The 17,258-nt window shown below is 70.1% G+C and carries 17 protein-coding genes; 16 read left to right on the top strand and 1 reads right to left on the bottom strand.

Translation table 11 applies throughout. The annotated features are described in order from the left end of the window. Positions 1 to 74: 74 nt before the first annotated feature. From bchJ to R3E98_13910, 4 genes are read left to right on the top strand one after another with little or no spacing between them, the layout of a single operon-like run. Entirely contained in the window at positions 75 to 746 is a 672-nt protein-coding gene (gene bchJ / locus R3E98_13925; protein MEZ4424502.1) for a bacteriochlorophyll 4-vinyl reductase, read from the top strand. A gap of 10 nt (positions 747 to 756) precedes the next feature. Then, a complete protein-coding gene (bchE, locus tag R3E98_13920) occupies positions 757 to 2,439 on the top strand; it encodes a magnesium-protoporphyrin IX monomethyl ester anaerobic oxidative cyclase (protein ID MEZ4424501.1) in 1,683 nt (560 codons plus the stop codon). Then, positions 2,436 to 3,833 (top strand): oxygen-independent coproporphyrinogen III oxidase, encoded by a 1,398-nt coding sequence (hemN, locus tag R3E98_13915; protein ID MEZ4424500.1) that lies wholly within the window; start codon positions 2,436 to 2,438, stop codon positions 3,831 to 3,833. The genes bchE and hemN overlap by 4 nt, the downstream gene beginning before the upstream one ends. Position 3,834: 1 nt before the next feature. After that, entirely contained in the window at positions 3,835 to 4,311 is a 477-nt protein-coding gene (locus tag R3E98_13910) for a TspO/MBR family protein (protein MEZ4424499.1), read from the top strand. Positions 4,312 to 4,441: 130 nt separating this feature from the next. Here the strand turns inward: R3E98_13910 and R3E98_13905 are convergent, their stop codons facing one another. Beyond that, positions 4,442 to 5,056, bottom strand: coding sequence for a hypothetical protein (locus tag R3E98_13905; GenBank protein MEZ4424498.1), 615 nt, complete (start codon positions 5,054 to 5,056; stop codon positions 4,442 to 4,444). 92 nt (positions 5,057 to 5,148) lie between these two features. Here R3E98_13905 and R3E98_13900 point away from each other — a divergent pair, with 92 nt between their 5' ends. The 12 genes from R3E98_13900 (at position 5,149) to R3E98_13845 (ending at position 17,257) form a co-directional block, all read left to right on the top strand. After that, the gene (locus R3E98_13900) at positions 5,149 to 6,579 is read left to right on the top strand and encodes a trypsin-like serine protease (protein MEZ4424497.1); all 1,431 of its coding nucleotides are present in this window, start codon (positions 5,149 to 5,151) and stop codon (positions 6,577 to 6,579) included. Positions 6,580 to 6,909: 330 nt separating this feature from the next. Further along, positions 6,910 to 7,089, top strand: coding sequence for a Flp family type IVb pilin (locus tag R3E98_13895; GenBank protein ID MEZ4424496.1), 180 nt, complete (start codon positions 6,910 to 6,912; stop codon positions 7,087 to 7,089). Positions 7,090 to 7,154: 65 nt separating this feature from the next. Continuing rightward, positions 7,155 to 7,691, top strand: a complete 537-nt coding sequence (locus tag R3E98_13890; GenBank protein ID MEZ4424495.1) for a prepilin peptidase — start codon at positions 7,155 to 7,157, stop codon at positions 7,689 to 7,691. Between the two features lie 33 nt (positions 7,692 to 7,724). Further along, entirely contained in the window at positions 7,725 to 8,555 is an 831-nt protein-coding gene (gene cpaB, locus R3E98_13885; GenBank protein ID MEZ4424494.1) for a Flp pilus assembly protein CpaB, read from the top strand. Beyond that, complete coding sequence (locus tag R3E98_13880) at positions 8,555 to 9,928, top strand: type II and III secretion system protein family protein (GenBank protein MEZ4424493.1); 1,374 nt, start codon at positions 8,555 to 8,557, stop codon at positions 9,926 to 9,928. The genes cpaB and R3E98_13880 overlap by 1 nt, the downstream gene beginning before the upstream one ends. After that, positions 9,918 to 11,174, top strand: coding sequence for an AAA family ATPase (locus tag R3E98_13875; GenBank protein ID MEZ4424492.1), 1,257 nt, complete (start codon positions 9,918 to 9,920; stop codon positions 11,172 to 11,174). The genes R3E98_13880 and R3E98_13875 overlap by 11 nt, the downstream gene beginning before the upstream one ends. A 4-nt stretch (positions 11,175 to 11,178) precedes the next feature. Beyond that, complete coding sequence (locus R3E98_13870) at positions 11,179 to 12,618, top strand: CpaF family protein (protein ID MEZ4424491.1); 1,440 nt, start codon at positions 11,179 to 11,181, stop codon at positions 12,616 to 12,618. Next, positions 12,615 to 13,604 (top strand): type II secretion system F family protein, encoded by a 990-nt coding sequence (locus R3E98_13865; GenBank protein ID MEZ4424490.1) that lies wholly within the window; start codon positions 12,615 to 12,617, stop codon positions 13,602 to 13,604. Before R3E98_13870 ends, R3E98_13865 begins: the two co-directional genes overlap by 4 nt. Positions 13,605 to 13,606: 2 nt before the next feature. After that, complete coding sequence (locus R3E98_13860; protein MEZ4424489.1) at positions 13,607 to 14,536, top strand: type II secretion system F family protein; 930 nt, start codon at positions 13,607 to 13,609, stop codon at positions 14,534 to 14,536. Beyond that, complete coding sequence (locus tag R3E98_13855; protein MEZ4424488.1) at positions 14,536 to 14,892, top strand: DUF192 domain-containing protein; 357 nt, start codon at positions 14,536 to 14,538, stop codon at positions 14,890 to 14,892. The genes R3E98_13860 and R3E98_13855 overlap by 1 nt, the downstream gene beginning before the upstream one ends. Then, positions 14,889 to 16,478, top strand: a complete 1,590-nt coding sequence (locus tag R3E98_13850; GenBank protein ID MEZ4424487.1) for a hypothetical protein — start codon at positions 14,889 to 14,891, stop codon at positions 16,476 to 16,478. Before R3E98_13855 ends, R3E98_13850 begins: the two co-directional genes overlap by 4 nt. Then, complete coding sequence (locus R3E98_13845; GenBank protein ID MEZ4424486.1) at positions 16,478 to 17,257, top strand: hypothetical protein; 780 nt, start codon at positions 16,478 to 16,480, stop codon at positions 17,255 to 17,257. The genes R3E98_13850 and R3E98_13845 overlap by 1 nt, the downstream gene beginning before the upstream one ends. The last annotated feature ends 1 nt before the right edge of the window (position 17,258 follow it).

Below are 17,258 nucleotides of genomic sequence, written 5' to 3'. Positions count from 1 at the left end.
TTACACATATGATCGTAATGTATGATGGACAGTCGGACCGGGTCGCAGGCGGGTCCCGGGAAGGACGCTCAGGCGTGGCAGGACGGAAGCCCGGCGTGCAGAAGGAGCGCGAGGTGCGGGAGGCGTCGTCTCCCGGGGCAACGGCCACGCCCCGCATCGGTCCGAACGCCGTGATCCGGCTGCTGGAACGGGTGACCGCCGCCGATGGTCCCTTGCGGGCGGCCGCGTTGGCGCGGGCCGCGGGCGTGCCCGAGGCCCTTCCCCCGGGCATGATCCCGGAAGCGTGGTTCCGCGCGCTGACGGCCGAGGTCCGCCGGGCGTACTCCCCCTCCGAGTCCGACCGGCTCCTGAAGGAAGCGGGGGTCGCAACCGCCGACTACGTGCGTGCCCACCGGATCCCGGCTCCCATCCGGTTCCTGCTGCGGACCCTGCCCCGCCGGATCGCTCTGCCGGTGTTGCTGCGTGCATTCGCGCGGCACGCCTGGACCTTCGCGGGCAGCGCCGCGTTCCGGGTGGAGCGGGGTCCGCCCCTCGTCCTCCGGCTCTCGGGCGCCCCGACCTGCCACGGCTGCCACACCGAGCGCGTCCTGGGAAGCTTCTACGAAGGCGCGTTCGAGACGCTGCTGACTTCGCTCATCGACGCACGGCTACGCGTGCGCGAAACGCACTGCGTCGCTTGCGGCGACACGGAGTGCGCATTCCTGGTCTGGCTCGACGAGGATCGGGCCGATCTCCACGTCCGGTAGGAGAGCTCTCATGCGACTGGTGCTGATCCATCCGAACTACCATTCCGGCGGCGCCGAGATCGCGGGCAACTGGCCGCCCGCCTGGGTGGCCTATCTGGCCGGAGCGTTGAAGCGCGCCGGGTTCACGGACATCCGCTTCATCGACGCGATGACCAACCACATCGACGACGAGGCGCTGGAGCGGCTGCTGGCGGAGGATCGGCCCGACATGATCCTGTGCACGTGCATCACGCCCTCCATCTACCAGGCGCAGAAGACACTGGAGATCGCCAAACGCGTGCACCCGGAGGCCATCACCGTGCTCGGCGGCACACACGCCACCTTCATGTACGGCCAGGTCCTGACGGAAGCGCCGCAGGTGGACTACATCGTCCGGGGGGAGGGCGAGGAGGTGCTCGTGGAGCTGGTGCGCGCGGCCGCGGCCGGCACCCTGGAGCGCGACCGTGCCTCCATCCGCGGGATCGCCTACCTGGAGAACGGGCGCGCGGTGGCCACGCCGGCCCACCCTCCGATCCAGGACCTGGACAGCCTCACGCCCGACTGGGGCATCCTGGAGTGGGACAAGTACACGTACATCCCCCTGGGCGTACGGGTCGCGATCCCCAACTTCGCCCGCGGCTGCCCCTTCACCTGCTCCTTCTGCTCGCAGTGGAAGTTCTGGCGCACCTACCGCGTCCGCTCCCCAAAGAGCTTCGTGGACGAGATCGAGACGCTCGTGCGCGACCACGACGTCGGCTTCTTCATCCTGGCGGACGAGGAGCCCACGATCCACCGCAAGAAGTTCGTGGAGCTCTGCCAGGAGCTGATCGACCGGGACCTGGGCATCCACTGGGGCATCAACACCCGCGTCACCGACATCCTGCGCGACGAGGAGCTGCTGCCGTTCTACCGCAAGGCCGGCCTCGTCCACGTGTCGTTGGGCACGGAGGCCTCGGCCCAGCTCAACCTGGAGCGCTTCCGCAAGGAGACGACGATCCAGCAGAACAAGAAGGCCATCCGTCTGCTGCGCGAGGCAGGCATTGTGGCGGAGGCCCAGTTCATCATCGGCCTCGAGAACGAGACGCCGGAGACCATCGAGGATACCTACCGGTACGCCCTCGACTGGGGAGCCGACATGGTGAACTGGAACATGTACACCCCCTGGCCGTTCTCCGACCTCTTCGAGGAGCTGGGAGACAAGGTCGAGGTCCGCGACTACTCCCGCTACAACTTCGTGACCCCGATCATGAAGCCGGAGATGATGACCCGGGGCGAGGTGTTGCAGGGCGTCATGAAGAACTATCGGCGCTTCTACATGCGGAAGTCGTTCCTGAGCTATCCCTGGATCAAGGATCCGTTCAAGCGCCGCTACATGCTGGGGTGTCTGAAGGCGTTCCTGAAGAGCAGCATGGAGCGGCGCTTCTACGATCTGGGCCGGATCAACTTCTACGGGCAGAAGGACATCGACTGGAAGTTCGATCCCGACAAGGTGCTCTCCCAGGAGCAACTGGTGCAGATCTCGGCCGAGCGGCCGCGCCGCAACGTGCGCTCCTGCCCCACGGACGGCGAAAGCGCCGGGGTGGCCGCCGGAGACGACGCCCAGATCGACGAGTTCCTCGATCCGCGCGGCTTCTCCCGTCAGCGGGCGCGCGCCCGGGCCGCGTCCCTGGTGACGGACGGGGCGGACGCGGCGCCCGAAGAGGCGCGCGTATGATCGCGCCCGCCGCCTCGCACCGGCGGACGGAGGTCCAGGTCCGCCGCGAGCGGTACGCCGGAGCCGGGCCGCGCTACACCAGCTATCCCACCGTCCCGTATTGGGACGCCGGCTTCGACGGGGCGGACTACGAAGACGCGCTCGACGAGGTGGCCCGTCACCCGAGCCGCGACCTGTCCGTGTACGTGCACATCCCCTTCTGTGGACGGCGCTGCTGGTATTGCGGCTGCAATGCGATGGTCACCCACCGCACCGAGATCGTGGACGCCTACCTGGACCACCTCGAGGCGGAGATCGGTCGGGTGGTGGAGATCGTCGGGACCGGACGCCGCGTGGCCCAGCTGCACTGGGGTGGCGGGACGCCCAACTTCCTGGACGACGCCCAGACCGACCGGTTGTTGTCCCGGTTGAGCAGCGTCTTTGCGCTCGGGGACGCCGAGATCGGGATCGAGCTCGACCCGCGGATCGCGCGGCCGGGTCTGCCCGCCTTCCTGCGCACGTTGGGCTTCACCCGCGTCAGCCTGGGGGTGCAGGACTTCGACCCCGGTGTGCAGACGGCGATCGGCCGGCTGCAATCGGACGAAGAGACGGTCGGCCTGTACGAGGGGTGCCGACGCGCGGGCTTCACCAGCGTGAACCTGGACCTCGTCTACGGGCTCCCCCGCCAGACGCGGCAGACGTTCGCCCGCACGCTGGACCGCATCCTGGCCCTGGGCCCGGACCGGATCGCGACGTTCGCCTATGCCCACGTCCCGGCGCTCCGGCCCAACCAGCGAGCCATCGACGACGACGAGCTCCCGGGCGCGCCGGAGCGGTTGGAGATGCTGCTCGACGCCGTGGAACGTCTCGAAGGGGCCGGCTGGACCTGGGTGGGTCTGGACCATTTCGCCCGCGCGGACGACGAGCTGGCGCGCGCCGCACGGCACAAGACGCTCCGGCGCACGTTCATGGGCTACACCACCGGAGGCGGGGACGACCTGATCGCGTTCGGGGTGTCGGGCATCGGGCAGCTCGCCGGACGCTATGTGCAGAACGACGCCAGTCTGGCGGGGTATCAGCGCGCGTTGGATGACCGCGGCTTCCCGATCGTGCGTGGCCTGCAGATGACGCGCGACGATCGGCTGCGGGCGCGGGTGATCGAGCACCTCATGTGCAATCTGGAGATCCCATCGGACCTCACGGTGGACGAATTCGGCATCGGGCCCGCCGAGGCGCTTCCCGACGCGTTCGCGCGCCTCGCGCCGCTGGTCGACGATGGTCTGGTGTGCGTCGAGGACGAGGCCGTCACGGTGACTCCCGTGGGCCGCTACTACGTCCGGAACATCGCCATGGCCTTCGACGCCCACCTGCACGCGTCCCCCACCGAGCGCCCGGCCTTCTCCGCCACGGTGTGACGTGAGCGACGGCGTCCGGCTCGCCGTCGCGTTGCTGGTCCCGCTCGGCATCGGGATCCTGAGCGGCTGGGTGACCTCGGCGGGCGTGCGCGACTGGTATCCCCGGCTGCGCAAGCCCTGGTTCACACCCCCGTCGTGGGTGTTCGGACCCGTGTGGACGGTGCTGTACCTGATGATGGGCTATGCGCTGTACCGCGTCTGGAGCATCGACGTGAACGGCAGTGGGGTGGGCGCCCTGCCCTGGGTGCTCTTCGCGGTCCAGCTGGCGCTCAACGCCGCGTGGTCGCCGGTGTTCTTCCTGCTGCGCCGACCGGGCGCGGCCATTCCCGTGGTGCTGGCGCTCTGGCTGGCCGTCTGCGCCACGCTCGTCGTGTTCTGGCGGCTGGATACCGTGGCCGGGCTGCTCCTGCTCCCCTACCTCGTCTGGGTCTCGCTGGCCTCCGCGCTCAACGTGCGGATCCACCAGCTGAACCCGTAGGCAGGCGTTCCTTCATCCGGAGTCCGCAGCACGGCGCGCTCGGTCGCGCGCGCTTCGCTCCCCCATCTGCCCCACCGCCGGACGATGCCTGCCGACCCGCCCGACGTCCACCCACGGCAGCGGACCGGGCTCAGCGGGCGCCGCCCCCGACGTCTTCGCTCACGATGGTGATCGGCGACGGATAGCGGATGGGACCCAGGGCCGTCTCGATCGTGGGCGTGGCGCGCAGGGTGACGTTCTTGGGGGCGCCACCCTGCCCCGTGAGCGACAGCGCCAGCTCCAGCAGGTCGCGGGCGCTTCCCTGGAAGAAGTCCACCAGGTCCAGCTCGACGTGGATCGGGATGCGGGTGGGCTGGCCCGGAGGCAACACGGTGACACCGTCCAACGTGCCGCCGACCGTCTCCCGGTCCTCCAGGAGCAGCGTCCACTCCATCCGGACCAGGCGCGCCTGCGTGGGATTGTCCGCGGGGTTCAGCGCGCCCACGACCACGTCCATCTCCAGCGGCAGGGTTCCCGAGGCCACCGCGGACGCGACCCGCGCCAGGTCGCCGGCCCCTACGTCCCGGCTGGAGCGGATCCGGTCCAGCGCCACACCCGCGAGGCGCGCGTCGGCCACGCCGTCCAGGGTGAAGTCCACCCGTTCGAGGGCGGCGATCTCGCGCAGGGTCTGACAGCCGGAGGCGGCGACCAGCAGCACGGCCGCGATGGGGGCTCGGAGGCCGAGGTGTCGGTGGCGTCGGTGCATGCGTTTCCTGTCGAGGCCGATGCGCGCGTGGCTTGCCGGGTCGGTCGGGTGCGGAGCACCTTGCTCCGCAGGCCCACCCCAACTCTACCACCATGCGCCTGCCCCGTCAGTCCGCCCGTCTCGTCTTCCTGGGCGCGTGTCTCTCCGGCTCGCTGGCCGCATGCGGCGGCGGGGACGGAGGGACCCAGCCACCGCCTCCCGCGGCGAACCAGCCGCCGAGCGCCCGCTTCACGGCGTCGCCGGACCGGGGGAACGCGCCTCTCGATGTGGAGCTGGACGGGAGCGGCTCGACCGATCCGGACGGCCAGGTCGCGACGTGGGCGTGGAGCTTCGGGGACGGCGCCACCGGTTCGGGCGAGCGCACGCGCCACACGTATGCAGCCCCGGGGCAGTTCGTGGTGCGGCTCATCGTGCAGGACGCCCGGGGCGCCGCGGACACCGCCACGGGCACCGTCACGGTGGACTCCCCACCGGGCTCCGGGGCCGCGACGCTCCAGGGCACGGTGTGGCACGACCTGGACGGGGACGGCGTCCGCGACGGCGGAGAGCCGGGGTCGGCCGGGAGGACCGTCTTCCTCGACGCGGATGCAGACGGGATCCGTGACCCGGGCGAGGCGACGACCGTGACCGGCGCCGACGGCACCTACGCCTTCACCGGCCTCGACGAGTCGGTCCCGCACGTCGTGGCGCTCGAGATGACCCTGGGCTGGACGCCGACCTTCAGCGGCCCGGCTCCCGTCGTCCCCCTTCAGGCGGCCCGCATCATCGGAGGGACCGACACGGACATCGCGACCCACCCCTTCCAGGTCTCGCTGCGCATGGACCTGGGGGGCGGGATCGTCGGTCTGTGCGGCGGCTCGCTCATCGCGTCCACCTGGGTGATGACGGCGGCGCACTGCGTCGACGAGCTGGTCGCGGCGGACGTGACCGTGCGGGTCGGAAGCACGCTGTACAATGCCGGCGGCACCGTTGCCAACGTGGTGCGCGTACGCATCTACCCGGCCTATGGGCAGTCGGAGACCTTCGACAGCGACCTGGCCCTCCTGGAGCTCGATCGGCCGTTCCTCGTCCGGCGGATCTGGCCGGACGACGGCACCGAGCCCGCCCTCTCCGCTCCGGGGGTGGTAGGCACCATCGTGGGCTGGGGCCTGACGCTGGCCGGAGGCTCGGTGTCGCAGGTGTTGCAGGAGGCACCGCTGCCGGTGATCTCCAACCAGCAATGCGGGCAGGCGTTCCAGGGCCTGACCGACGGTATGATCTGCGGCGCGCCCACGCTCGGCACCGGTTCATGCCAGGGCGACAGCGGGGGACCTTTCTTCGTGCAGGAGGGCGTCCGCCAGGTCGCGATCGGCATCACCAGCTTCGGGTTGCGCTGCGCGGCCCAGCCCGGCGTCTACGCGCGCGTGTCGAGCCTCTACAGCTACATCGCCTCGGTGGTGGCGCCCGAGCCCAATCCCACCGTCACGGTGAACTTCAGTGGAGGCACGCTGCTGCGCAGCGTCGACTTCGGGACGTTCCGCTGACCGCTTGACGCGCGTGTAAGCCGCGCGCGATCGACCTCGCGTCGGTCCGCACCCACTGCCGCATTCTGCACGACCCTCTCGTGCGTGCCGCGGCGTTCCCCACACAGGCGTCGTGGCGCCTCCACACGTTCGCGCGGTCAAGGGCCGCGCGGCGCGATGGATGATCTGTCGCTCCGCGGCTCCAAGTGACGATCCATCAACCACTTCCAAGCCTTGCACCACAACCCGCCCCTCGCTGGCACAGCTTCTCCATAGGACTGGCGCGTCGTCCCGAGAGCGGATGAGCCGCACTCGTGGAACCCGCATCAGCACACACCCTGGAGGAGTTTCATGCCCGCCCTGCTCAACGCCCTCTGGCGCGACGAGTCCGGTCAGGACCTGACCGAGTACGTGCTCCTGATCGTCATCATCGCCCTCGGCGTCACGGCCGCGATCATCGTGTTGCGCGATCAGATCTCGCAGGTCTTCAACGACGCTGCGGCCGAGCTCCAGAACCCCGGCGGCAACTAAGCCACTGCGGGCCTCGGGACCGGAGGCCGTTCGGCCTCCGGTCCCAGCCGCAGACCCCCGTGATCATGACGAACTCCACGATCTCCACCGCACTGCTCCTGGTGCTGGCCTTGGGCGGCATCTGGTTCGACGTGCGCGAGCGCCGCATCCCGAACCTGCTGACCGTCAGCGTGTTCGCCGCCGCACTGTTGCTGCGTGCACCGGATGGCTTCGCATCGGTGGGGTCGGGGCTCGCGGGCGCGGGGATCTGTTTCGCGCTGTCGCTGCTGCTCTTCCTCACGGGCGGGCTCGGCGGCGGAGACGTGAAGATGCTGACCGCAGCCGGCGCGCTGCTCGGGCCGGCGCGGTTGGACACCGCCCTGCTCGTCATGGCGCTGGTCGGCGGTGTGATGGCGGTCGTGCAGGTGTTGGCCCGCCGCCGGGTCTACGAGACCGCGGCCAACCTGCACACCATCGTATCGACATTCGGGCTGCGCACGTTCAACGGCTGGAAGGGCCCCGGCCACGGCGCACCCATCACACTGGATTCCCCTGGTGCGCACGCGCTGCCGTACGGCGTCGCGATCGCGGCCGGAGCCCTGGCCGGCTGGTTCCTCGTCTGATCCGGCCGTCCCGTACCGAGGTGGATTGAAGCCATGAGCAAGAGATTCGGACTGGTCTTCTCCCTGGCGCTGGCTACGGGCGCGGTCGCGGCCTGGCTGGCGTGGACGTTCCTGCGGGACGCCGGCCCCCGGGAGGCCTCCGCCGCCGTCCCGGCGACCGAGGTGGTCCTGGCCGCTCGCGACCTCGCACCCGGTGACGTGGTCGAAGCCACCGACATCAAGCTGGTCGCCTGGCCCGAGCGCGAGGTGCCGTCGGGCTACGCGGTCTCTCCGGCCGAAGTGGTCGGGCGCGGCGTGATCGTGTCGGTTCGCGCCAACGAGCCGCTCATGTCCACCAAGCTCGCCAACCGCGAGGCCGGATCGGGTCTGGCCATCACCATCCCCGCCGGCAAGCGCGCCATGAGCGTCAAGGTGGACGACGTGATCGCCGTCTCCGGCTGGGCCACACCCGGAACCCGGGTGGACGTGCTGGCGACGCTGGACCAGGCCGCCCAGTTCGACGAGCCGCGCACGCAGGTCGTGCTGCAGAACATCGAGGTGCTGGCGGCCGGTCAGACCACCGAGCGGGACTTCCGTGGCGAACCGAAGTCGGTTCCCGTGGTGACCCTGCTCGTGGATCCGGCCGAGGCGGAGCGCCTCACGCTGGCCGCGACCAAGGGCCGGATCCAGCTGGTCCTGCGCAATCCGCTCGACCTCGAGCTCGCCGAGACCGAAGGCACGAGCACCCGCACGCTGCTGCCGTCGTCCGCGGCACCCGTGCGCCGGGTCGTCCGCACCGCGGCCCCGGTCGCCCCCCGCCCGACCATCGAGGTCTTCCGCGGCCCCGAGAAGTCGAGCTCCCAGATCCCCGGAGGAAACCGCTGATGGACACCCGTCGTCCCGGGCGCATCGTCGTCCTCGCGCTCTCGTTCTTCCTGCTGGGAGCGGGCTCCGTCCGCGCCTGGCAGACACCGCCGGACAGCGCGGTCGCGGCGGCCCCCCCGTCCGTCACGCAGAACGCGGGGCGGGAGCGCCTCATCACCATCGCGGTGGGCAACTCCGCGCTCGTCACGGTGCCGTCCGGCCTGCGCCGGGTCTCGATCGCCGATCCCGAGACCGCCGACGCCGTCCTCGTCTCCAACAACGAGGTGGTCGTCAACGGCAAGGCCGGCGGCACGACGAGCCTGCTGATCTGGGACAACACCGGCACCCTGACGCTCTACACCGTGCGGATCACGGCCGACGCCGCCACGCTGGAAGCCGAATTCGAGCGCCTCTTCCCCGACGAGGACATCCGCGTGTCCGCCGTCGGCAGCGGAGTCGTCCTCAGCGGACAGGTGCGTGACACCCGCACGCGCGACCAGGCGCTGGAGCTGGCCCGGACGCTCGGTGAAGACGTCCAGGTGCTCGACCACCTGGGCCTTCCCGACCAGGGTCAGGTTCTCCTGCGGGTGCGCTTCGCCGAAGTCTCGCGCAACGCGCTCGAGCAGTACGGCGTGAACGTGACCCGCGTCGATCCGCGCAACGTGCGTGGGGACGACGAGGGCGGCCTGACGGCCGGAGGCGTGGTGCCCTTCAGCCGCGACTTCCTGGAAGGCGACGGTCCGGAGCAGACGTTCTCGGACGCCGTGAACTTCTTCCTCTTCCACGACGCATCCAAGTTCGGGGCCTTCGTGCAGGCGCTGCGCGGGCAGGGCCTCTTCCGCAGCCTGGCCGAGCCCAACCTGCTGGCCATGCCCGGTGAGCAGGCCTCCTTTCTCGCCGGCGGTGAGTTCCCGGTGCCGGTGGTGCAAGGAACCGGGGGCGCGACGGCGATCTCGGTGCTCTTCAAGGAGTTCGGGATCCGCCTGTCGTTCACGCCCGACATCACGAACAGCGGTGCGATCCGCCTGCACGTGGCTCCCGAGGTCTCCGCGCTGGACTTCGCCAACGGCGTCGAGCTCTCCGGCTTCCGCGTGCCCTCCCTCACGTCGCGCAAGGCCGAGACGACCGTGGAGCTCATGCCCGGTCAGACCTTCGCCATCGCCGGGCTGATGGACAACTCGTGGGTGGAGAACTCCAACAAGCTGCCCCTGCTGGGGGACATCCCGATCCTCGGCGCGCTCTTCCGCTCGAAGGACCTGCGCCAGAATCGCACGGAGCTCCTGGTGCTGGTGACGCCCGAGCTGGTGCGTCCGAGCAACGTGGCCCCGGAGCTCCCCACCGGAGAGCCGGACACCTGGGGTGCGCCGGTCCGGGAGAACGGCAATGGCCGTTAAGGCCGCCGTCTTCTCGACCGACCCCGCGCTGCGGACGGACCTGGCCCGCGTGATCGCGGGCCAGGACGCCGTCTCGGTGGTGCTGGAAGTGGACTCCCCGTTCACGGACATCCAGACCCGCCACCTGGATCAGCTCGAGACGCTGGACCCGGAGCTCGCGTTCCTGGACCTGGAGCACAATCCGGGCATCGCGTTGCGCTTCGCACAGTTCCTGATCGAGTCGAACCCGAGCCGGAAGCTGATCGGCTTCGGCGCCGACCTCTCGCCGGAGCTTCTGCTCTCGGCGATGCAGGCCGGGATCTCCGAGTACGTGGAGAAGCCCATCGATGAGTCCGCCCTGCGCGAGGCCATGGATCGGGTCATCCGCAAGCTCGGGAAGAAAGCCCCTGACGGGTCGAGGCAGCCGGGAAAGCTGTTGGTGATCTTCAGTCCCAAGGGCGGCTCGGGTTCGACGACGCTGGCGACCAATCTCGCGGTGGAGCTGCACCGCGTGACCCGCAAGCGCACCTTGCTCGTGGATCTCGACCTCGAGCTGGGAGAGACGGCCCTGACGCTGGGGATCGAGCCACGGTTCAGCGTGGTCGATCTGCTGCGGAACTTCCATCGCGTCGACTCCGACCTGTTGGCGTCGTACATCGATCGCCACGAGTCCGGGCTCGAGGTGCTCGCCGCCCCGTATGCACCGGCCGACCCCCAGGCGGTCGACGTCGAGCGCGTGGGGCAGATCCTCGACTTCCTGCGCGGCGCCTACGAGTACGTCGTGGTCGACGCGCCGAAGTCGTTCAACACACCGACGGTGGCTGCGCTCCAGGCCGCGGACGAGGTATTCCTGGTCACGACCCCCGATCTGGCCTCGATCCGTAACCTGGCGCGCAGCCTCCCCCTTCTCCGTGAGCTGCGCCGCTCCGCCACGGACGGCTCGCTCCGGCTGGTGGTCAACCGCGCCGACTCCCGCGAGCTCATCTCGGGCTCCGAGATCGAGAAGGCGCTCGGGCTGCCCGCCTACTGGACCGTGTCCAACGACTACCGGGCCGTCATCGAGGCGCTGAACGCGGGCCGGCCCGTGGTCGACGACAACCGCTCCGTGTTCGGCCGCGATGTCCGCGGTCTGGCCGGGGTCATCGGCGGGGTCGAAGTCACGACCCGGCCCTCGCGCTTCGGATTCCTCCCCTTCGGGTCCGGACGACGCCGCGCCGCAGCGGGTGGGCGCGCGTCCGACGGAAAGGTGACGAACCATGCAGGATAGGCCCGTGCTCCCCGTTGCGATGAACGACCAGCCGGACGAGCCCACCGCGTGGGAGCGACGCCGCCACGAGGCGAACGTCTCGCGTCGGTGGGCGGCCGCCCAAGGCGCGGAGATCTCCTACCAGCGGGAGCACAGCCCGCTGTTCGAGGAGATCAAGACCCGCGTCCACCGTCAGCTGATCGAGCGCCTCAACCTCAGCGCCATCATCGATCGCGACGACGAGGATGCGGTGTCCGAGGTACGGGCGATCGTGCGCAGCCTGCTCGTCCAGGAGGAGGCCCCCCTCAACCTCGACGAACGCGAGCTGATCGCGGAGCTGGTGCTGAACGAGGTCTTCGGACTGGGCCCGCTCGAACCCCTGATGCAGGACGCCGAGGTCTCGGACATCCTGGTCAATACGCACGAGCACGTCTACGTGGAGCGCAACGGCCGCATCCACAAGACCAACATCCGCTTCCGTGACGAGGCCCACCTGCTCCAGGTGATCGACCGCATCGTCTCGGCCGTGGGCCGCCGGATCGACGATTCCTCCCCGATGGTCGACGCCCGCCTCGGGGACGGATCGCGCGTGAATGCGGTGATCGGCCCGCTCGCCGTGGACGGGGCCCACCTGTCCATCCGCAAGTTCCGGTCGGACGCGCTCAGCGCCGGCGACCTCCTGCGGACCAAGGCGCTGACGCGCGAGATGCTGGAGTTCCTGCAGGGCTGCGTGCGCGCCCGGCTCAACCTCCTCATCTCGGGCGGGACCGGCGCCGGGAAGACGACTCTGCTGAACGTGTTGTCGGAGAGCATCCCGGTAGACGAACGCATCGTCACCATCGAGGACTCGGCCGAGCTCCAGCTGCGCCAGCCGCACGTGGTCCGCCTCGAGACGCGACCTCCGAACGTGGAGGGCACGGGGATGGTCACCCAGCGCCAACTGGTGATCAACTCGCTGCGTATGCGACCCGACCGGATCGTGGTGGGCGAGGTCCGCGGCGCCGAAGCCGTGGACATGCTGCAGGCCATGAACACCGGCCATGACGGATCCCTCACCACGCTACACGCGAACAGCCCCCGCGACGCGCTGTCCCGCCTCCAGACCATGGTGTCCATGGCAGGCCTGAATCTGCCGGAGAAGGGGATCCGCGAGCAGATCGCCTCCGCCATCGACGTGGTGGTGCACGTCAGTCGCCTCTCCGACGGCACGCGCCGCATCACGAGCGTGGCCGAGGTCGTCGGCATGGAAGGCGACGTGATCTCGATGCAGGACCTGTTCGTCTTCGAGCGGGACGGCATCAGCGCCGAGGGCCAGGTCGTGGGACGCTTCCAGCCGACCGGGATCCGCCCCAAGTACGCCGAGCGTCTGCGCAACTACGGTGTGCACCTGTCCGAGGCGCTCTTCTCGGCGGCCACGCCCCATCTGACGGCGGACCTGGTCGAGATGCCCTGGGAGCGCCGATGATGGGCACCGTGGAGATGACGCCCGAGCTGAAGGCGCTCCTGGCCTTCCTCACGGTGGCCTTCGCCACGTTCGCGGTGGCCATGCTGCTCGAGTCGGTCCGGATGCTCCTGCACAAGCGCACCGTGCGCCTGGAGCTGCAGCGACTCGCGGAGCGTCGCGACGGGGGTCCACAGACCTCCCTGCTGCGGGCGCAGCGCAAGGGCCTGCCCGGCTGGCTCAAGCCGGCGTTGGCGCGGGTGCCACGGCTCGCCGACCTCCAGCACTTCCTGGAGCAGAGCGGCACCAACCTGGGCCTGGCCGCGTTCCTGGCGCTGACGGCCGGGTCCGCCGTGGCGGGCGGCTTCAGCCTGCTGGCGCTGGGTCTCGGCACGCCGGCCGCAGCCACCGGGGCGGCGGTAGGCGCCGCGCTGCCCTATCTCTGGTTCCTGCGCCGCCGCCGCCGCCGTCTGGCCGCGTTCGAGGCCCACTTCCCCGAGGCCATCGATCTCCTCACGCGCTCCATCCGGGCGGGACACGGTGTCAGCACCGGGCTGGGCATGGTGGCCGAGGAGGCCGCGGAGCCCGTCGCCGGAGAGTTCCGCCAGGTCTTCGAGGAGCTGCGCTACGGGCTCCCGCTGGACGAGGCGCTCAAGTCCATGTCCGACCGGATCTCGCTGCCGGACGTGCGGATCTTCGCCACCGCACTGCTGATCCAGCGGGACGTGGGCGGGAACCTGGCCGAGATCCTGGACAAGCTCTCGGAGGTGATCCGGGAGCGCTTCACCTTCCGGCGGCAGCTCCGCACCCATACCGCCCAAGGGCGCATGACCGGCCTCGTGCTGGGCTTTGCCCCGTTCGTCGCGGGTGCAGGCATGTTCCTGCTCAACCCCGACTACATGCGGCCGCTGTTCGAGGAGCCGATCGGTCGGATGCTCCTCGGCTTCGCCATCGGGATGCAGTGTCTGGGCTTCATCCTGATCCGACGCATCACCACGGTCGAGCTGTAGCCATGATCTACCTCGTGATGTTCCTGGTCGCGCTCTCGGCAGGTTTCCTGGTCCTGGCCCTCAACGAGGTCGCCAACTCCCAGGGTCGGCTGCTGCGCCGACAGCTCTCCGCCCTGCGCATCCCGCTCCCCGTGCACGTGCGGCTGGCCGAGCGCCGGGCGCGGCAGGCGCGTCGGCGGCGGCTGCGCGTCATCATGGAGGCGCTGGGGACGCGATTGGCGGTGGGCCCGCGCGCGCGGGAGAGCATCCGTCAGTGGTTGCAGCAGGCGGGCTTCCGCAGTCACGAGGCCGTCGCGCTCTTCCTGTCGCTCCGGCTGATCATCTCCATCGGAGCCGGCACGCTCGCGATCCTGGCGCTGGCGCTGGGCACCACCAACGCGCTGTGGTGGGCTCTCGTGATCTCGCTCGCCGCGCTGAGCGGGTGGAGCGTCCCGTTCTTCTTCATCCGGATGCGGGCGCGGCGCCGGCAACGGGCCATCCAGACGGCCATCCCCGACATGCTGGACCTCCTGGTGGTCTGCGTCGAGGCCGGCCTCGGACTCAACCAGGCCCTCTTCCGCGTGGCGCAGGAGATCGACTCGATCTCGTCCCAACTCGCCGAGGAGCTGGCCATCGCCAACCTGGAGATCCGGGCCGGTGCGCCGCGCATGGACGCGCTGCGGGCCCTGGCCGGACGCACCGGGCTCGAGGACATGCGCGCTCTGGTCAGCATGCTCGTCCAGACCGACCGCTTCGGCACCTCGATCGGCCACTCGCTGCGCGTCCACTCGGACACCCTGCGGACCAAGCGCCGCCAGCGCGCCGAGGAGCAGGCCGCCAAGACCACGATCCAGATGCTCTTTCCGCTGGCCTTCTTCGTCTTCCCGGCCACGTTCGTCGTGATCCTGGGGCCGGCGCTCTTCCTGTTCCGCGAGCTCCTGGGAGGCTTGTGATGCCGTCGCTCGTCGTCCGCAACGCCGACCGGCGCACGACCCTGGGCATCCGGGTGGACGTGGCCGACGGTCCCTGGAGCCGCCTCCGAGGGCTGTTGGGCAGGGACGCGCTCGCTCCGGGCGAGGGCCTCCTGCTCACTCCCTGCCGCGCCATCCACATGTACGGCATGCGCTTTCCGATCGACGTGGCGTTCCTGGATCCGGAAGGGCAGGTGCTCGCGGCGTACGACTCCATCCGACCGGGTCAGCGCACGCGGCGGCACGGGGACGCGCGCTACGCGCTCGAGATCCCCGCCGGCACGCTCACCGAGTCGCGGACCCGCATCGGCGACACGCTCGAATGGGAGGTCCGATGAGCCAGCGCCCGAAGGTCCTCGCGTACGAGCCGGCGGCCGACTCCGGCTCCTGGCTGAGCCGGCTGGGACGGAGCGGCCGACCCGATGCGGCCGGCGGGACTCCCGAGGAGGACCTGGTCCGCGCCCCCGACTACGACGTGCGCGACATGCACGCCGTGGTGGAGAAGCTGCGGGGAGAGGCGATCCGCCGGGCTCGCGAGGACGCGCGCGCCCAGCGTGACGGCGTCCATCAGGATCTCCCGTTGGCCACCGCGGAGACCGAATTGCGCGAGCGCGCGCGCTCCGTCTTCGAGCGCTGGCGGGCCCACGAGCGCGCGAGCGTGGAGGCGGCCTGGGCCGACCAGGAGAAGTCGCTGTCCGAGAAGATGGGGCGCGCGGCCTTGCTCATCGACCGGATCCAGCGGTTGGCGCACGAGCTCAAGCGGACCAAGGCCCGCCTTTCCCTGCGCAAGCAGGAGGTCGCTCGCGAGCTGCAGCGCAACGGGAGCGATGGGGCCCGTGGGCTCTCCAGCCGGGCGTACGTGCTGGCCGTGGCCTTCCTGGCCGTCGTCGAGTACTTCGCGAACGCCCCCGTGTTCGCCTCCCTCCTGCCCCGGGATCCGCTCACGGAGCGGCAGATCCGCCTGATCACGGAGGTCTCGCAGGGCTGGATGGCGGGCGCGCAGCGCGTCTTCGCCCAGCTCCTGCTCCGGCCGGATGCGGCCCTGCTGGCCGCAGGTGTGGTCACCTTCCTGTGCGTGCTGGCGCACTTCTTCGGCCGCTCGCTTCGTGACCTGATCTCGCTGGGAGACCAGCGCATGCGGCGTGACACCGTGGCCGGGCGCTCGCCGCTCGAGCACGTAGTGCCGCTCGTCCTCACCGGCGCCGGGCTGGCGCTCGTGATCGGCGTGCTGTTCCAGGCGCGCATGACCCTGGGACAGGTGGGGGAGGAGCGCTATCAGGAGGATGTCGCGGTGGTGGCCGAGCTGCGTCGTGACGCGGGCTGGCTGCGGGTGGACGGCGATCTCCTGACCGCGAACGAGCGCTCGGATCGGGCGGACGACATGGAAGCCGCCGCCGTGGAGCTGCGTGAGTACGCGCTCTCCATGAGCCGTTTGAGCTTCCCGATCCTGCTGCTCAACCTCACCCTGGTGCTCTGCGCCATCTGTGCGGCCTACTACCACCGACGCGTGCGTCGCTGGGAGTATTTCGACGACTCCAGCTTCGAGGATGAGCGGCGCGACTGCGTCTCGGCGGCCGAGGAGGCCTCCGAGGAGGTCACCACCATGCTCGGGGAGTCCACCAAGCACATCCGTGAGCTGAAGGGTCTGCTCGCCCTCCACTCGGAGCGTCACCTGGCGGAGATGGCGTCCCGTCTCGACGACGTGATCTCGCTCTACCGCGCCGAGAACGAACGGGTCCGGCGGGGCACGCCGGCTCCCGAGGGCGCCGGTCGCGAGATCCCGCTGTTGGGTCTGGACGTGGGCCCGCTCTTCACGGGCGAGCACGCCCTGCACACCCCCGAGGTCTACGAGTCGGAGCTGGCGGGCCTGCGCGACCGCTTCGAGGTCGTCCGGTCCGACTTCAATCGCGAGGCGACGGACTGATGCGGCGCCGACGCATCCTCCTCGCGCTGGTCGCGCTGGCCTCGTCGAGCGCCGCCGCGTGTATCGACCCCGCCGCCACGGCCGAGCAGCAGGCGCTGCTCGCCGCCGAGGCGAAGCGCGCGCCCGAGCACGTCGCCTTCGTGTTCGACCGCTCCGGCAGCATCCAGGGCCATCAGTTGAGCCACGCCCACACGCTGCTCCGGGACCGCGTCCGCTCCCTCGGACACGGGGACCGCATCACCGCCATGGAGCTGCTGCAGCGCTCCCTGGAGGAGGTGCCCCGCCGCTGGTCCCAGTCCGTGCCGGAGCGCGAGCGCTCCGACCTGGTCCTCCCCAGCGACTCGATCGCGCGCGACCGCTTCGTGCGCGACGCCGTCGACTACCTGGCCGCCTTCGCCGATTCGGCCGGACGCGAGCAGATCACCGGGACCGACATCCTCTCCACGATGCACGACATCGCCGAGGAGTTCCGGGTCCGGCCCGACACGCACAAGACCCTGTTCATCTTCTCCGACATGCTCCAGTCCACCTCCGACATGGAGATGGAGGATCAACGGCGCATGCCGTCCGCGGACTGGGTGCCGCGTGCGGTGGCGCGCGGAGTTCTGCCCGACCTGTCCGGCGTGTGCATCGTCGTGGTCGGCGCCCGCGTCGACACCGATGCGGGTCAACGGGTCAAGCAGTTCTGGAAGCTCTATTTCGAGGCGACCGGTGCCACGCTCCGTGACGAGAACTACTCGTATCGGCCCGTGCGTCTGCCGGGGGCCGAGGCCTGTTGAA

Source organism: Gemmatimonadota bacterium (assembly GCA_041390125.1).
Lineage (GTDB): Bacteria > Gemmatimonadota > Gemmatimonadetes > Longimicrobiales > Gaopeijiaceae > JAGQIF01.
Note: the sequence above shows the minus strand (reverse complement) of the source record. Positions and strands in the feature narration are given on the sequence as shown.

Excerpts from the sequence above, each read along its gene's own strand:
- R3E98_13875 (MEZ4424492.1), top strand. The coding sequence starts at position 9,918 with ATGGCCGTTAAGGCCGCCGTCTTCTCGACCGACCCCGCGCTGCGGACG.
- cpaB (MEZ4424494.1), top strand. The coding sequence starts at position 7,725 with ATGAGCAAGAGATTCGGACTGGTCTTCTCCCTGGCGCTGGCTACGGGC.
- hemN (MEZ4424500.1), top strand. The coding sequence starts at position 2,436 with ATGATCGCGCCCGCCGCCTCGCACCGGCGGACGGAGGTCCAGGTCCGC.
- R3E98_13865 (MEZ4424490.1), top strand. The coding sequence starts at position 12,615 with ATGATGGGCACCGTGGAGATGACGCCCGAGCTGAAGGCGCTCCTGGCC.
- R3E98_13855 (MEZ4424488.1), top strand. The coding sequence starts at position 14,536 with ATGCCGTCGCTCGTCGTCCGCAACGCCGACCGGCGCACGACCCTGGGC.
- R3E98_13900 (MEZ4424497.1), top strand. The coding sequence starts at position 5,149 with ATGCGCCTGCCCCGTCAGTCCGCCCGTCTCGTCTTCCTGGGCGCGTGT.
- R3E98_13890 (MEZ4424495.1), top strand. The coding sequence starts at position 7,155 with ATGACGAACTCCACGATCTCCACCGCACTGCTCCTGGTGCTGGCCTTG.
- bchE (MEZ4424501.1), top strand. The coding sequence starts at position 757 with ATGCGACTGGTGCTGATCCATCCGAACTACCATTCCGGCGGCGCCGAG.
- R3E98_13845 (MEZ4424486.1), top strand. The coding sequence starts at position 16,478 with ATGCGGCGCCGACGCATCCTCCTCGCGCTGGTCGCGCTGGCCTCGTCG.
- R3E98_13880 (MEZ4424493.1), top strand. The coding sequence starts at position 8,555 with ATGGACACCCGTCGTCCCGGGCGCATCGTCGTCCTCGCGCTCTCGTTC.
- R3E98_13895 (MEZ4424496.1), top strand. The coding sequence starts at position 6,910 with ATGCCCGCCCTGCTCAACGCCCTCTGGCGCGACGAGTCCGGTCAGGAC.
- R3E98_13860 (MEZ4424489.1), top strand. The coding sequence starts at position 13,607 with ATGATCTACCTCGTGATGTTCCTGGTCGCGCTCTCGGCAGGTTTCCTG.
- R3E98_13905 (MEZ4424498.1), bottom strand. The coding sequence starts at position 5,056 with ATGCACCGACGCCACCGACACCTCGGCCTCCGAGCCCCCATCGCGGCC.
- R3E98_13850 (MEZ4424487.1), top strand. The coding sequence starts at position 14,889 with ATGAGCCAGCGCCCGAAGGTCCTCGCGTACGAGCCGGCGGCCGACTCC.